Genomic DNA, 14,760 nt, shown 5'->3' with positions numbered 1-14,760 from the left:
TTCGGAAGGTTCAGACGAAACCAGGCCGTGGACCTGACGCTAGAAGCTTGGACAGGCCGCGAACGGCTGTCCGTCGCGATCCTTGGCCGAAAGGCTCGGCGGATCGCGTAGCGGCCAGTCGACGCCGACCGTCGGATCATTCCAGGCGAGCGTACGCTCGCTCGTCGGATCGTAGTAATCAGTCGTCTTGTACAGGAAGTCGGCACTTTCCGAGAGGACCAGAAAGCCGTGCGCGAAGCCAGGTGGGATCCACATCTGGCGGTAGTTCTCTTCCGACAATTCAGCGCCTACCCATTGGCCGAAGGTCGGCGACTGGCGCCGCATGTCGACGGCCACGTCGAACACGCTGCCGCGCACGACGCGCACGAGCTTGCCTTGCGGCTGCCTGATCTGGTAGTGCAAACCGCGCAGGACGCCGGCCGCCGAACGCGACTGGTTGTCCTGCACGAAGCTGACGGTCAGGCCGGTCGTTTCCTGAAAGACCCTGGCGTTGAAGCTCTCCAGAAAGAAACCGCGTGCGTCGCCGAAGACCGTCGGTTCGATGAGCAAGACCTCGGGTATCGCGCTTGCCGTGACCTTCATCAGAAGACCCTTTCTTCAAGGATGCGCAACAGATACTGGCCGTAACCATTCTTCGCCAGCGGGGCCGCCAGCTTTTCCACCTGCGCGCGGTCGATCCACCCGGCCCGCCAGGCAATTTCCTCGGGGCAGGATATCTTCAACCCCTGCCGCTTCTCGATCGTCTGAATGAACAGGCTGGCCTCGATCAGGCTGTCGTGGGTTCCCGTATCCAGCCAGGCGTTACCGCGGCCCATGACTTTCACCTCGAGCGCTTGCCAGGCGAGGTATTGCCGGTTGACATCGGTGATTTCCAGTTCGCCCCGGCTGCTCGGCCGCAGTTGCCGGGCAACATCGACCACGCGCTCGTCGTAAAAATAGAGGCCGGTGACCGCGTAGCGACTCTTCGGACGGACGGGCTTTTCTTCAAGGCTGATGGCCTGACCTTGATCGTCGAATTCGACCACGCCATAGCGCTCGGGGTCGTTCACCGGATAGGCGAAGACCGTCGCGCCTTCGTGCCGGGCATGCGCCGCGCGCAGTTGCGCGACCAGGTCGTGTCCGTAGAACAGGTTGTCGCCGAGCACCAGGGCACTTGCCCCGCCCGCGAGGAAATCCTCGCCAATCAGAAAGGCTTGCGCCAGACCGTCCGGGCTGGGCTGGACTGCGTAGTGCAGGCGCAAGCCCCATTTTTCGCCGTCACCGAGCAACTCGCGGTAGCGTGGCGTGTCCTGGGGTGTCGAAATGATCAGAATCTCGCGCATACCGGCCAGCATCAGTGTGCTGAGCGGATAGTAGACCATTGGTTTGTCATAGACCGGGAGAAGCTGCTTGGACAGCGCGAGCGTTGCCGGATGCAAGCGGGTGCCGGAGCCACCGGCAAGAATGATGCCTTTTCTCTGCCTCATCTGGGTCGTCCTTGGTTTTTTCGTCCGTTTACAGTAGCTTGCCGGGATTCATCAAGCCGCGTGGGTCAATCGCCCGCTTGATCGCACGCATCAGGTCGAGTTCCAGCGGTTGCTTGTAACGCGGCAGTTCATCGCGCTTCAACTGTCCAATTCCATGTTCCGCACTGATGCTGCCACCCAGGCGGTGGGCAAGGTCATGGACGATACGGTTGACCTGCGGGCGCGCGTCGAGAAACGCAAGGTTGTCGGCGGCGTCGATTCTTGACTGGTTGTAGTGCAGGTTCCCGTCGCCGATGTGCCCGAAGACGACGCTGCGCAGATCCGGGAAAGCAGCGCCAAGCGCCTGTTCGGCAAGGGCAATGAACTCGGGCAAGACAGATATGGGGAGCGCCACATCGTGCTTTATGCTGGGGCCCTCGCGTCGTTCCGCTTCGCCGATGTTCTCGCGCAAGGCCCAGAGTTCCCTCGCCTGTTCGCTGTTGTGCGCCAGAACTGCGTTGTCCAGCCGGCCGTCGTCGCTTGCTGCAGCGAGAAACGACGTCAGCCCCTCGCGCATTGTCGCCGCGTCGTCGCTGCCCGACAACTCGATCAGCAGATGCCACGGACTGGCCGGGAGATCAGCCGCGCGGCAATGAAGGTGGCGGCGTACGATCTGCAATGCCACGTCCGAAATCAGCTCACAGGCGGTCAGCGCGGCGCCGAAACGGTCCTGCAGGTGGCCGAGAAGGCTCACTGCAGCGCCCGGAGAGGCAACCGCCAGCCAGGCGGTCGCCGTCGCGCGCGGCTGCGGAAAGAGCTTGAGTACGGCCGCCGTAATGATACCGAGCGTTCCTTCGGCGCCAATGAAGAGCTGCTTGAGGTCATAGCCGGTATTGTTCTTGCGCAGGCCGCGCAACGCATCCCAGACCTCGCCGCTGGGCAGGACGACCTCGAGGCCGAGCGTGAGTTCACGCGCGTTACCGTAACGCAGCACCTGGACACCGCCGGCGTTGGTCGATAGATTACCGCCGATCTGACAGCTACCTTCGGCCGCCAACGAAAGCGGGAACAGCCGCTGGGCAGCAGCAGCGGCTGCCCGGATATCGTGCAGCAGGCAGCCTGCTTCAACGGTCATCGTATTGTTGGCTTGGTCGATACTGCGGATCCGGTTGAGTCGGGCAAGGCCGACGACGACTGCGCCGCCTTCGGGGTTCGGTGTTGCCGCGCCGCACAAACCGGTATTACCGCCCTGGGGAACGATCGCCACGCCGTTCAGTGCGCAGGTGGCGACGACCGCCGAGACTTCGGCCGTGCTGCCCGGCTGGACGACGCAGACGGCCGAACCTCGATAGCGCCCGCGCCAGTCCACGAGGTGTGGCGACATAGCGTCCTCGGTGGTCAGAACGTGCGTCTCGCCGACCAAGTCGACAAGTTTTCGGATCAGATTGTCACGCTTCACGGGTGGCCAAAGGGTAACGGAAAGAGCGGGAACCGTAACACGTCGCGCCTCGGGGGGCAATTACCCAGGGCGTACGCATTCCCCGCAAGCGCTCTTTGATTAATGCTGCGATTGGTGCGAAGATTCAACCATCGCCATTCCGCTTTGCCTTGGAGATCACGCTTTGAATCCGCTGCCAGCTTCCGGCACCACCACGCCGACCGGCGTGATGCCTTCTCCGGCCATGCTGGTGGCGGATGTCGGCGGAACCAGGGCGCGTTTCGCCGTGCTCGACGCCGCTGGTGCGCCGCAACAATTGCGCGTGCTCGCGGTTGCGGACCATGCCGGGCCGGTCGAAGCGATTCGCGCCTATCTCGACGAACTGGGCGCCATCCCCTTGCGCGCCGCGGCCATCGCGCTGGCCGCGCCGGTGGATCAGGAAGTGGTCCGCCTGACCAATGCGCCCTGGGTATTCGCGCGCGCCGAGATCGCGCGCCGGCTTGGCCTGGCCCGGCTTCTGCTGCTCAACGACTTCGCCGCGCTGGCGCTGGCGCTACCGCAGCTTGCTCCGGCGGACCTGCAGCAAGTGGGAAGCGGAGCGCCGGTCGAGCACGCGCCGAAGGCGGTACTTGGTCCAGGAACCGGCCTTGGTGTCTCCGGAGTCTGCCGCGCGCGCGGGCACTGGGTAGCGCTCAGCGGCGAAGGCGGGCACTGTTCGCTGGCCGCGGCTGACGCGCGGGAAGCGGCGATCATCGCACTGGCCTGGCGCGAGTTCGGCCACGTTTCGGCCGAACGACTGCTCTCCGGAACTGGCTTGCCGCTGCTCAATCGCCTGGTGGCCGAGGTCGATGGCCGCCCGTACGAGGCGCTGCCCAATCCTGAAATCGTCGCCCGCGCGGTCGCCGGCACGGATGCTCAGTGTTGCGCGGTGCTGTCCACCTTCTGCGCGATGCTCGGCTCGTTTGCCGGCAATCTCGCGCTCACCTTGGGCGCGCGCGGTGGCGTTTATCTTGGCGGTGGTATTATTCCACGCTTGGGGGATTTCTTCGAGCGGTCCGATTTTCGCTCGCGCTTCGAGGCCAAAGGCCGCTTCGCCGCCTATCTGGCTGCCATCCCGACTTACGTAGTTCTTTCACCGGCGCCAGCCCTGCTCGGCGCAGCTCACGCCCTCGCCGAGAGCGAGGGTTGTTCTTGAACTTTATTGGAGTACCTGGCTGATGTCCGATTCCGCGCAACCCCAGATCGATAGCGAACAACTGCGCTCGCAGATCGACGGCAAACTGGTCCGCACAGTAGCGGCCGAGCCCTCGCGAGCGAGCAAGGCGGATTATTATCAGGCGTTGTCGCAAATCGCACGCGAGCAGCTGGCGCAGCGTTGGGTCGAGACACAGAATACTGACCGTGCCAACAAAGCACGCCGCGTGTATTACCTGTCGATGGAGTTCCTTATCGGCCGCGCGATGAACAACGCCCTGTCGGCGCTCGATCTGCGCGATGCGGCAGCGCAGGTGTTTTCCGGGCCGGGACCTTCGCTCGGCGAAGTGATGGAATGTGAGCCCGATGCAGCGCTCGGCAATGGCGGTCTGGGCCGCCTCGCCGCCTGCTTCCTCGACTCGATGGCAACGCTGGGTCTCCCCTCCTGGGGCTATGGCGTGCGCTACGAGTATGGCATGTTTGCCCAGTCGATCATCAATGGCCACCAAGTGGAAAAGCCCGAAGCCTGGCTGCAGGATCGCTCGCCCTGGGAGTTTCCACGCGCCAACAAACACTACACCGTGCGTTTTGGCGGGACGGCCGAACATCACGGCGAGTGGGCCGAGTGGCACGCCGCCGATTCGGTGGAAGCGAAGGCATTCGACTACGTCATACCGGGTCACGGCACCGAGCGCATCAGTACGCTGCGCTTGTGGAAGGCGGCTGCGCCGACCGAGATCGACCTCGGCGCCTTCAACACGGGCGACTACCAGCGCGCCGCCGAATTCAAGAACCGCTTCGAGAACATCTCGTGGGTTCTCTACCCGAACGACAGCACCTCGGCTGGGCGCGAACTGCGCCTGCGCCAGGAATATTTCTTCGTCTCCGCCTCGTTGCAGGACATACTCCTCCGACACCTGGCCGAGAACGGCACGCTGGAGAATCTGGCGGAGAAGATCGCCATTCACCTGAACGACACGCATCCGGCGATCGGCGTCGCCGAACTGATGCGCCTCCTGGTCGACGAGCACAGCATGTCCTGGAACGACGCCTGGGACCAGTGTCGACGCATCTTCTCCTACACCAATCACACCTTGATGCCGGAAGCGCTGGAGACCTGGAAGGTGTCGCTGATCAACCGCGTCTTGCCGCGCCATCTGCTGATCATCTATCGCATCAACCAGGAGTTCCTGGACGAAGTCGTGCGCCTTTACCCTGGCGACATCGACCTGATGCGGCGCGTCTCGCTGATCGACGATGGCGGCGGACACGAGAAGGACAAGCGGGTACGCATGGCGCACCTGTGCATCGTCGGCAGCCAGCGGGTCAACGGCGTGTCGCAACTGCATTCGGATCTCATGGTGCAGACCATCTTTGCTGATTTCGCGCGCCTGTATCCGGAGCGTTTCCACAACAAGACGAACGGCGTGACGCCGCGACGCTGGTTGTCGCAGGCCAATCCGGCGCTGTCGCGACTGATCGACGAGCGGCTGGCAACGAAGAAGTGGCGGCTCGATCTCGATCTCCTGCAGGGGCTGCGGGAAAGCGCGGACGATGCCGGTTTCTGCACCGCTTTCGCTGCGGCGAAACGGGAAAACAAGCTGCACTTGGCCAACTACATTGCGCGCGAAACGGCCGTCAGGCTGGATCCGGACAGCCTTTTCGATGTGCAGGTCAAACGCATCCATGAATACAAGCGGCAGTTACTCAACGTCCTGCATGTCATTGCGCGCTACAACGCGCTGCGTTCGGGTGCGACGGCCGGACTTGCGCCGCGCAGCGTGATTTTCGCCGGCAAGGCGGCATCTTCATATCACATGGCGAAACAGGTCATCCGGCTGATCCACGATGTGGCTGCCGTGGTCAACCACGATCCCTTGACGCGCGACCTGCTGCAGGTCGTTTTCGTTCCGAACTACGGGGTTTCGGTTGCCGAACTGATCATGCCGGCAGCCAACCTGTCGGAACAGATCTCGACCGCCGGAACCGAGGCCTCGGGCACCGGCAACATGAAACTCTCGCTCAACGGCGCGCTGACGATCGGGACCGAAGACGGCGCCAACATCGAAATTCGCGACAATGTCGGCGCTGACAACATCTTCATCTTCGGCAACAACACGGCTCAGGTCAATGCGCTTCGGCAAAGCGGTTACCAGCCGATGGACTACTATCGCAACGACGAGACGCTCAAGGCAGTCCTCGACCTGATCGATAGCGGCTTCTTTTCACCGGGCGAACGCTCGCGCTACCACGACGTGTTCAACTGCCTGCTTCACTATGGCGACTACTATCTGCTGCTGGCCGACTTCGCCGACTACGTAGCGACACAGCAGCGCGTGGACACGCTGTATCTGACGCCCGGAGAATGGCAGCGCAAAGCCATTCTCAATGTCGCGGGGATGGGGCCGTTTTCGGCTGACCGAACGATTCGCGACTACGCCAACGACACCTGGCATCTCAATACTCCTTAGGTAAGGAAGTCTCAAATGCTTGATTCAGCAGAAATCATCGCTCTTTGTCGGGCACAACACGGGGACCCCTATGCCGTCCTCGGCATGCACACGGACGCCGACGGCAAGTTGTGGGTACGCAGCCTGCAGCCTGGCGCCCGCTCGGTTGCCGTGCTTGAGGCAAAGACCGGGCGGCAGCTCGCCGTACTTGAACATCGACAGATCGAAGGAGTGGAAGGCTTCTTCGAGGGGTTCATTCCTCGCCGCCGCAACAGTTTCCCCTATCGCTTGCGTATCGAATGGGAAAGCGGTGTGCAGGAAACCGACGACCCCTATCGCTTCTGGACGGTACTCGGCGAAATGGACGTATGGTTGCTTGCCGAAGGCTCGCATCTGCGCCCCTTCGAACGACTGGGCGCGCATTTGTGCGAAATCGACGGCGTTGCCGGCACGGCCTTCGCCGTCTGGGCGCCGGACGCGGAACGGGTCAGCGTCGTCGGTGATTTCAATACCTGGGATGGCCGACGGCATCCGATGCGCCTGCGCCGCGAATGCGGGGTCTGGGAGATTTTCCTGCCGGGGGTCGGCGCCGGGGCGTGCTACAAGTTCGAGATTCGCACGCGCGGCGGGCATCTGCTCCCGCTGAAGGCAGATCCCTACGGCTTTCAGGCCGAAATGCGCCCGTCGACGGCGTCGATCGTTTGTCCGCTGCCTGCGCCAGTCGAACCATCGACGATTCCGGCCGGCGATCAGCTCGACGCTCCGATGTCGATTTACGAGGTTCACCTGAGTTCATGGCGGCGACCAGAAGGTGGCGGCTATCCCGACTGGCAGCACTTGGCCGAAACGCTTGTTCCCTATGTCGTTGAACTGGGTTTCACCCACCTCGAGTTGCTGCCGATCACCGAGCATCCCTTTGATGGTTCATGGGGTTATCAACCGCTTGGCCTGTATGCGCCGACGGCGCGCTACGGCCCGCCAGCCGGTTTCCGCGACTTCGTCCGTGCCTGCCACGCCGTCGGTCTGCGCGTCATCGTCGACTGGGTGCCGGCACATTTTCCCACCGACGAGCACGGGCTTGCCCGCTTCGACGGCAACGCGCTGTACGAGCACGCCGACCCGCGCGAAGGCATGCATCAGGACTGGGGGACCTACATCTACAACTATGGCCGGCGAGAGGTTAGTAACTATCTGATTGGTAACGCGCTTTTCTGGATTGAGCGGTACGGCGTGGACGGCCTGCGGGTTGACGCGGTGGCCTCGATGCTGTATCGCGACTACAGCCGGTCGGAAGGACAGTGGATTCCAAACGTTTTTGGCGGTCGCGAGAATCTCGAAGCGGTAGCCTTCGTCCGCCGGGTCAACGAGGTTCTCGGCCAGGAGCATCCAGGGGCGAGCACACACGCGGAAGAATCGACCGCTTGGCCGATGGTCAGCCGTCCACCCGAAATGGGAGGTCTCGGCTTCCATTACAAGTGGAACATGGGCTGGATGCACGACGTTCTCGACTACATGACGAAAGACCCGGTGCATCGCAAGTACCACCACAACCAGCTCAGCTTCGGCATGATGTACGCGTTCACCGAGAACTTCGTCCTGCCGCTGTCGCACGACGAGGTCGTGCATGGAAAAGGTTCGCTGCTCAGCAAGATGGCCGGCGATTACTGGCAGAAATTCGCCAACCTGCGCGCACTGTACGCCTACATGTGGGCGCACCCGGGCAAGAAGCTGCTCTTCATGGGTGGCGAGATCGGGCAGTGGAGCGAGTGGAACCACGACGTTTCGCTCGACTGGAGCCTGCTGGAGTTTCCGCTGCACGCCGGTGTCCAGCACCTGATCCGCGATCTGAACGAACTTTACCGCAACAATCCAGCGCTGCATCAGGTTGATTTCGAGCCCGCCGGTTTCGAGTGGGTTGCTGCCGACGACGCCGAAACGTCGGTTTTCGCCTTCGTTCGCTGGTCGCGCGACCGTTCACGCGCGATTCTCTACGTCGGCAACTTCACGCCGGTCGTCCGTGAAGGCTATCGCATCGGCGTACCGATGCCCGGCATCTTCCGCGAACGCCTGAATACCGATTCGCACCACTATGGCGGCAGCAACGTCGGAAATGGGGCAGAACCGCTAGCGGCTGAGCAGGTGTCGGCGCACGGCCGTGAATGGTCGCTCAACCTGACCTTGCCGCCACTTGCCGCGCTGTACTTCGAATGGAGCGCCTGATCGGCGGCCAGATGCCAAGCGGCCGGCCGTGGCCGCTCGGCGCGACGTGGGATGGGGCCGGGGTCAACTTCGCCCTCTTCTCGGCGCATGCCGAACGCGTCGAGCTGTGCCTGTTCGTTGGTGACGAACTGCAAACGGCCTTCCTGCCCGAGCGCACCGACCAAGTCTGGCACGGTTATCTGGCTGGCGCTTCGCCAGGGCTGCGCTACGCGTATCGCGTGTACGGCCCGTTTTCGCCGGAACATGGCCACCGTTTCGACGCGCGCTGCTTCTTGCTCGATCCCTACGCGCGCGAAGTCGCCGACGGCCTCCTTCCCTCGACCGCCAGCGATGCGCGCCTGTGCGCCAAGGCGTGCGTCACCGACGACGAGTTTGCCTGGGGTAGCGACGCTCCACCGGCAGTTCCGTGGACCGATACGGTGCTCTACGAGGTCCATGTCAAGGGCGTCAGCCGCCAGCATCCGGGGGTTCCGGAAGCGCTCCGCGGTACTTACGCGGGGCTCGCGTCGCCGGCAATGATCGAGCATTTCCAGCGACTTGGGGTGAGCGCGCTCAACCTGCTCCCGGTGCACTTCTTTCTTGACGAGCAGCGTTTGCTCGACGCGGGCCGGGTCAACTACTGGGGCTACAACTCGCTCGCCTTCTTTGCTCCCGCGGCGCGCTACGCAGCCAAGGTCGGTGGCCAGTCGGTATGCAACGAGTTCAAGACAATGGTTCGCTCCTTGCACGCGGCGGGCCTTGAAGTCATTCTTGATGTCGTCTTCAATCACACCGCCGAGACCGACGCCTACGGCCCGACACTCTCATTTCGCGGCATCGACAATCTGAGCTACTACCGCCTGCCGCCCAGCGATCTCGCCGCCTACGAGAACTTCAGCGGCTGCGGCAACACGCTCAACTTGGCACATCCGCGCGTCCTGCAACTGGTCATGGACGCGCTGCGCTACTGGGTAGAGGTCATGCATGTCGACGGCTTCCGTTTCGATCTGGCGGCCGCACTGACGCGCGACAGCGCCTTTCTCGCGGCAGTGCGCCAGGACCCCGTGTTGCAGCGCGTCAAGCTGATCGCCGAACCCTGGGATGTCGGTCCCGACGGGTACCGCCTGGGCCGCTTTCTGCCCGGCTGGAGCGAATGGAACGATCGCTTCCGCGACGATGTCCGGGCTTTCTGGCTGACCGGTGAGGCCGGCGTCGGGCAGTTGGCGCAGCGCCTTGCCGGTTCGAGCGAACTGTTTCGTTTTGCCGGCCGCGCACCGCAAGCGAGCATGAATTACATCTGTTCCCACGACGGCTACACCTTGCGCGATCTGCTCAGCTTTCAGGCCAAACACAACGAGCTGAACGGCGAGGACAACCGCGACGGCCATGCACACAACTTCTCGTGGAACTGCGGCGCCGAGGGCGACAGCCAGGATCAGGTGGTCGTCGAGCGCCGCCGGCGCCTACAGCGCGCCTTGCTCGCCACCTTGATGGTTGCTCAGGGTGTGCCGATGTTGCAGAGCGGCGACGAATTGGGCCGCACACAGGCGGGGAACAACAACGCCTACTGCCAGGACAATCCGCTCACCTGGCTCGACTGGTCGACAGCCGATAGCGATCTCATCGAATACGTCGCCGGTCTGATCGATCTGCGTCGTCGCCTGCCGCAACTACGCCGGCACCACTGGCTGACCGGCGAGACCGGAGCGGCCGGGCAGCCTGATGTGGTCTGGTGGCATCCTGCCGGACGGCCGATGCGGGTCACCGACTGGCAGTCGCGCAAACTCGCTTCGCTCGCCGTCCAACTGGCGCCCGAGCCCGCGAGTGCCGACGGCCTGGGCGCGCACACGCTGCTTTGCCTGATCAATCGCGACGAGATTCCAGTATCGTTCATCGTGCCGGAGGGCGTTTGGCGGCAGCTCTGCGAGAGCAGCGCGCGCCAGCCGTTCGTCAGCGTACAGCGTGTGAAAACGAGTGTCGTACCGGCACGCAGCGTCCAGATTCTCACCCTGGAGCACGCTTGACACACCGGCTCCGGCCGGAGATACTCGCGCCCGCGCCGGAGTCCGTCAAGGCTCTGCGGCGCCCAACGGAACGGCGGCGCTTGACCGCCGTTTTCTCGTCCAGCCGCGCCGCCAACAGCGGCGGCTTCGCCTGCGGCGCCGCTCCAGCGCCCACCGCCAACGCTGACTTTCCTGTCCCATCTGCTGCCCGCCCATGAACCCTATCCTCTTGTACGACACGACCCTACGCGACGGCTCGCAACGCGAAGACATTTCGTTCTCTGTTGAAGACAAGCTGAGCATCGTCAACCGCTTGGCCGCTTTCGGCATGCATTACATCGAGTGCGGTTGGCCGGGCTCGAATCCCAAGGATGCAGAGTTCTTTGCCCGGGCCAACCGACTGAACGTGCCGGTTCGCCTCGCCGCGTTCGGGCGAACACGCAACGCGCATAAGCTGTGCGACGATGATGCCAATCTGCAAGCACTGGTGGTTGCCGGCACGCCGGCCGTGACCCTGGTCGGCAAAGCATGGGACTATCACGTCCGTCATGTCCTGTCGACGACCAGCGAGGAAAACCTGGCGATGATCGCCGATAGCGTTGCCTGGATGAAAGCGCAAGGTCGCGAAGTGATCTTCGACGCCGAACACTTCTACGACGGTTTTCTCGCCAATTCCGAGTATGCACTGGCGACGCTGCGCGCCGCCGCTGAGGCGGGCGCTGACTGGCTGGTGCTGTGTGAAACGAACGGCGGCAAGCTACCGTGGGAAATGGAAGCGATCACCCGGGAAGTGGCAACACGCCAGCCGGGCGCGCGGATCGGCGTCCATTGCCACAACGATACCGGTTGTGCGGTGGCCAACTCGCTGGCCGCAGTACGTTCGGGGGCGACGATGGTGCAAGGGACGATCAACGGCTATGGCGAACGCGTGGGCAATGCCGACCTGGTGAGCATCCTGCCCAACCTGCAGTTGAAGATGGGCCATCCGGTACTGCCCGACGATCGCCTGCTGGAGCTGACGACGCTGTCGCGCTTCGTCGCCGAAGTCGCCAATCTCAAGCACGACGATCATCAGCCCTACACCGGCCACTCGGCTTTCGCTCACAAGGGCGGTATCCACGTCGCAGCCATCCTCAAGTCGCCGGACACGTACCAGCACATCGACCCGGAGCGGGTTGGCAACGTGATGCGCTCGGTCACCTCCGAGCTCTCCGGTCGCGGCAACCTGCAGTTGCAGGCGCGGCGCCTGGGGCTGAACCTGGACAACGAGGCGGCGCAGCACGTTCTCGGGCAGATCAAGCGGCTCGAGCACGAGGGTTTCACCTTCGAGGCTGCCGAAGCCAGCGTCGAACTGATGTTCCATCGCCTGCGCGCAGACTACCGCCGCCCGTTCGAGCTGCTCGATTACTTCGTCATTACCGAGCGGCGGCACGGACGCGGCCTGCTGGCTGAGGCAACCGTCAAGGTGAAAGTCGGCGAAACGACGAAATTTACCGCTGCCGAAGGCAACGGTCCGGTCAACGCGCTGGCCAGCGCACTGTATTCGGCGCTGGTCGAGGACTACCCGGTGTTGCGCAGCGTTCGTCTGGCCGACTACAAGGTGCGCATTCTCAGCGGCAGTGCCGGAACAGCTGCCAACACACGCGTACTGATCGATTTCCAGAGCGGGACCGACGTGTGGACGACGGTCGGCGCCAACGCCAACATCATCGAGGCAAGCTGGCGGGCCCTTTCCGATAGCATGGAATACGCAATCGTCCGCCTGCGCGACGGGAACTGAGTGGTCGCCGCCGGAGCAGACGACAAGTCTGCCCCAGCGCGCAGCCGGAATGGCGGGGCACCGATGAGCAGCGCGAAATGAGGTAGTCTACGCCTTTTGCGTTGGTACAGCGACCATGGCACGCACGCTCTACGACAAACTCTGGGATGCCCATGTCGTCCACCAGGACGACAACGGCAGCACACTGATCTATATCGACCGCCATCTGGTACACGAGGTGACGAGTCCGCAGGCCTTCGAGGGGCTCAAACTTGCTGGCCGACGGCCGTGGCAGGTAAAGACGATTCTCGCGACACCCGACCACAACGTGCCAACGACCGATCGCGCGGCGGGCATCGTCGACCCGATCGCGCGTACGCAGGTCGAAACGCTCGACGCCAACTGCGCGGAATGGGGACTCGACGAATTCCGCATGGACGACAGTCGACAAGGAATCGTGCATGTGATCGGACCGGAGCAGGGATTCACATTGCCGGGGGCGACGCTCGTCTGTGGCGACTCGCACACCAGCACGCATGGCGCTTTCGCAGCCCTGGCTTTCGGCATTGGCACGTCGGAAGTCGAACAGGTGCTGGCAACGCAATGCCTCTGGCAAACCAAGTCGAAAACCCTGCTGATCAAGGTTGAAGGCGAACTGGCGGCGGGAGTCACAGCGAAGGATCTCGCTCTGGCGATCATCGGCCGCATCGGCACCGCCGGTGGTACGGGTTACGCGGTCGAGTTCGCCGGCCAGGCGATCCGTGCGCTGTCGATGGAAGGGCGAATGACGCTTTGCAACATGGCGATCGAGGCCGGCGCACGGGCTGGGATGATCGCTGCCGACGAGAAGACCATCGCCTACCTCGTCGGCCGCCCGCAAGCGCCAACCGGAGAAGCCTGGGAACAAGCGGTGTCCTATTGGCGGACGCTGCATTCGGATGCAGGCGCTCGCTTCGATGCCGTGACCGAGTTTGATGCGGCGACGATCGAACCGCAAGTGACCTGGGGAACCTCGCCGGAGATGGTCCTCTCGGTTGCGGGTAGCGTGCCCGATCCGGCGCACGCACCGAGCCCAGTCAAGCAGGCCGATTGGCAGCGCGCCCTGGCCTATATGGGGCTGACCGCCGGCACGCCGATCAGCCAGATTGCCATCGACAAGGCGTTCATTGGTTCGTGCACCAACTCGCGCATCGAAGACCTGCGCCAGGCAGCCGCCGTTGCGCGCTGGGCAACGGCGCACGGGCGACGCGTTGCCGATCGCGTCAAGCTGGCCCTCGTCGTTCCCGGCTCTGGTTTGATCAAAGCGCAGGCAGAGCAGGAAGGCCTTGACCAGGTCTTCCGCGCCGCGGGTTTTGAATGGCGCGAGCCGGGTTGTTCGATGTGTTTGGCGATGAACGCCGACCGTCTGGAAGCCGGAGAACGCTGCGCCTCGACATCCAACCGCAACTTCGAGGGGCGCCAGGGCCAGGGTGGACGCACGCATCTGGTCTCACCGGCAATGGCAGCAGCGGCGGCCGTCTTCGGGCATTTCGTCGACGTACGTGCGCTCGGTCGCGGGGAGGAGCTTGCATGAGCGCTGCACGCGGCCAGCGCTTGCTGGCGGCAAGCGCGGCTACGCGTCGCCGCAGTTACCGGCTGATTTCGTTCGCGAACCCAGAGAGTCCGGGAAAGCTCGGGCAACCCTCCAGGAAACAGGCAGAACATGAAACCGTTTAGCACACATACCGGGCTGGTCGCTCCACTCGACCGCGCCAATGTCGATACCGACGCCATCATACCGAAGCAGTTTCTCAAGTCGATCAAGCGCGCCGGCTTTGGTCCCTACGCCTTCGACGAATGGCGCTATCTGGATCGCGGCGAACCCGACATGGAATGCGCGCAGCGCCCGCGCAACCCCGACTTCGTCCTCAACCAACCGCGCTACCAAGGCGCCAGCATCCTCCTGGCGCGCGAGAACTTCGGTTGCGGTTCGAGTCGCGAACACGCCCCGTGGGCGCTTGAAGACTACGGTTTCCGCGCGATCATTGCGCCGAGCTTCGCCGACATCTTTTTCAATAACTGTTTCAAGAACGGTATCTTGCCAATCATTCTGGCGGCCGAAGTGGTCGACCGTCTGTTCACCGAAACCGTACAGCACGCGGGCTACCGCCTGGAGATCGACCTTGCCGCACAGACCGTGCGTACACCGCTGGGTGATACGCTTGCCTTTGCGGTCGACGAAGAACGCAAGCATCGCCTGCTGAACGGCCTGGACGAGATCGGCCTGACGCTG

10 protein-coding genes are annotated in these 14,760 nt (G+C 63.3%); 7 read left to right on the top strand and 3 right to left on the bottom strand.

Annotated features, from left to right (window positions below; genetic code table 11):
- Positions 1 to 39: 39 nt before the first annotated feature.
- Genes rfbC through Q1L59_RS10165 form a run of 3 tightly spaced genes read right to left on the bottom strand, consistent with a single transcriptional unit; the run spans position 40 to position 2,829 of the window.
- Entirely contained in the window at positions 40 to 582 is a 543-nt protein-coding gene (gene rfbC, locus Q1L59_RS10175) for a dTDP-4-dehydrorhamnose 3,5-epimerase (RefSeq protein WP_300331746.1), read from the bottom strand.
- The gene (gene rfbA / locus Q1L59_RS10170; protein ID WP_300331744.1) at positions 582 to 1,466 is read right to left on the bottom strand and encodes a glucose-1-phosphate thymidylyltransferase RfbA; all 885 of its coding nucleotides are present in this window, start codon (positions 1,464 to 1,466) and stop codon (positions 582 to 584) included. Before rfbA ends, rfbC begins: the two co-directional genes overlap by 1 nt.
- A gap of 28 nt (positions 1,467 to 1,494) precedes the next feature.
- Complete coding sequence (locus tag Q1L59_RS10165) at positions 1,495 to 2,829, bottom strand: FAD-binding oxidoreductase (RefSeq protein ID WP_300331741.1); 1,335 nt, start codon at positions 2,827 to 2,829, stop codon at positions 1,495 to 1,497.
- Between the two features lie 238 nt (positions 2,830 to 3,067).
- On the opposite strand from Q1L59_RS10165, the gene glk reads away from it, so the two are divergent.
- The 7 genes from glk to leuD form a co-directional block, all read left to right on the top strand.
- The gene (gene glk, locus Q1L59_RS10160; RefSeq protein ID WP_300331738.1) at positions 3,068 to 4,078 is read left to right on the top strand and encodes a glucokinase; all 1,011 of its coding nucleotides are present in this window, start codon (positions 3,068 to 3,070) and stop codon (positions 4,076 to 4,078) included.
- A 22-nt stretch (positions 4,079 to 4,100) separates the two neighbouring features.
- Positions 4,101 to 6,548 carry a glycogen/starch/alpha-glucan phosphorylase gene (locus Q1L59_RS10155; protein ID WP_300331734.1) on the top strand — a complete coding sequence of 816 codons (2,448 nt, stop codon included), beginning with the start codon at positions 4,101 to 4,103 and terminating at the stop codon, positions 6,546 to 6,548.
- Positions 6,549 to 6,563: 15 nt separating this feature from the next.
- On the top strand, positions 6,564 to 8,747 hold the full coding sequence (glgB, locus tag Q1L59_RS10150; RefSeq protein ID WP_300331731.1) for a 1,4-alpha-glucan branching protein GlgB: 2,184 nt from the start codon (positions 6,564 to 6,566) through the stop codon (positions 8,745 to 8,747).
- Positions 8,735 to 10,750 carry a glycogen debranching protein GlgX gene (glgX, locus tag Q1L59_RS10145; protein ID WP_300331728.1) on the top strand — a complete coding sequence of 672 codons (2,016 nt, stop codon included), beginning with the start codon at positions 8,735 to 8,737 and terminating at the stop codon, positions 10,748 to 10,750. Before glgB ends, glgX begins: the two co-directional genes overlap by 13 nt.
- A 193-nt stretch (positions 10,751 to 10,943) precedes the next feature.
- Complete coding sequence (cimA, locus tag Q1L59_RS10140; protein ID WP_300331726.1) at positions 10,944 to 12,509, top strand: citramalate synthase; 1,566 nt, start codon at positions 10,944 to 10,946, stop codon at positions 12,507 to 12,509.
- Between the two features lie 115 nt (positions 12,510 to 12,624).
- On the top strand, positions 12,625 to 14,061 hold the full coding sequence (gene leuC / locus Q1L59_RS10135; protein ID WP_300331723.1) for a 3-isopropylmalate dehydratase large subunit: 1,437 nt from the start codon (positions 12,625 to 12,627) through the stop codon (positions 14,059 to 14,061).
- A 129-nt stretch (positions 14,062 to 14,190) separates the two neighbouring features.
- Positions 14,191 to 14,760 (top strand): 3-isopropylmalate dehydratase small subunit (leuD, locus tag Q1L59_RS10130; protein ID WP_300331721.1); only part of this gene is annotated, 570 nt, incomplete at its 3' end.

The sequence above is a fragment of the Accumulibacter sp. genome (assembly GCF_029255125.1).
In the GTDB taxonomy this organism is placed as follows: Bacteria; Pseudomonadota; Gammaproteobacteria; order Burkholderiales; family Rhodocyclaceae; genus Accumulibacter.
The sequence above is the reverse complement of the archived record's forward strand: the minus strand, read 5'-3'. Positions and strand labels throughout refer to the sequence as shown.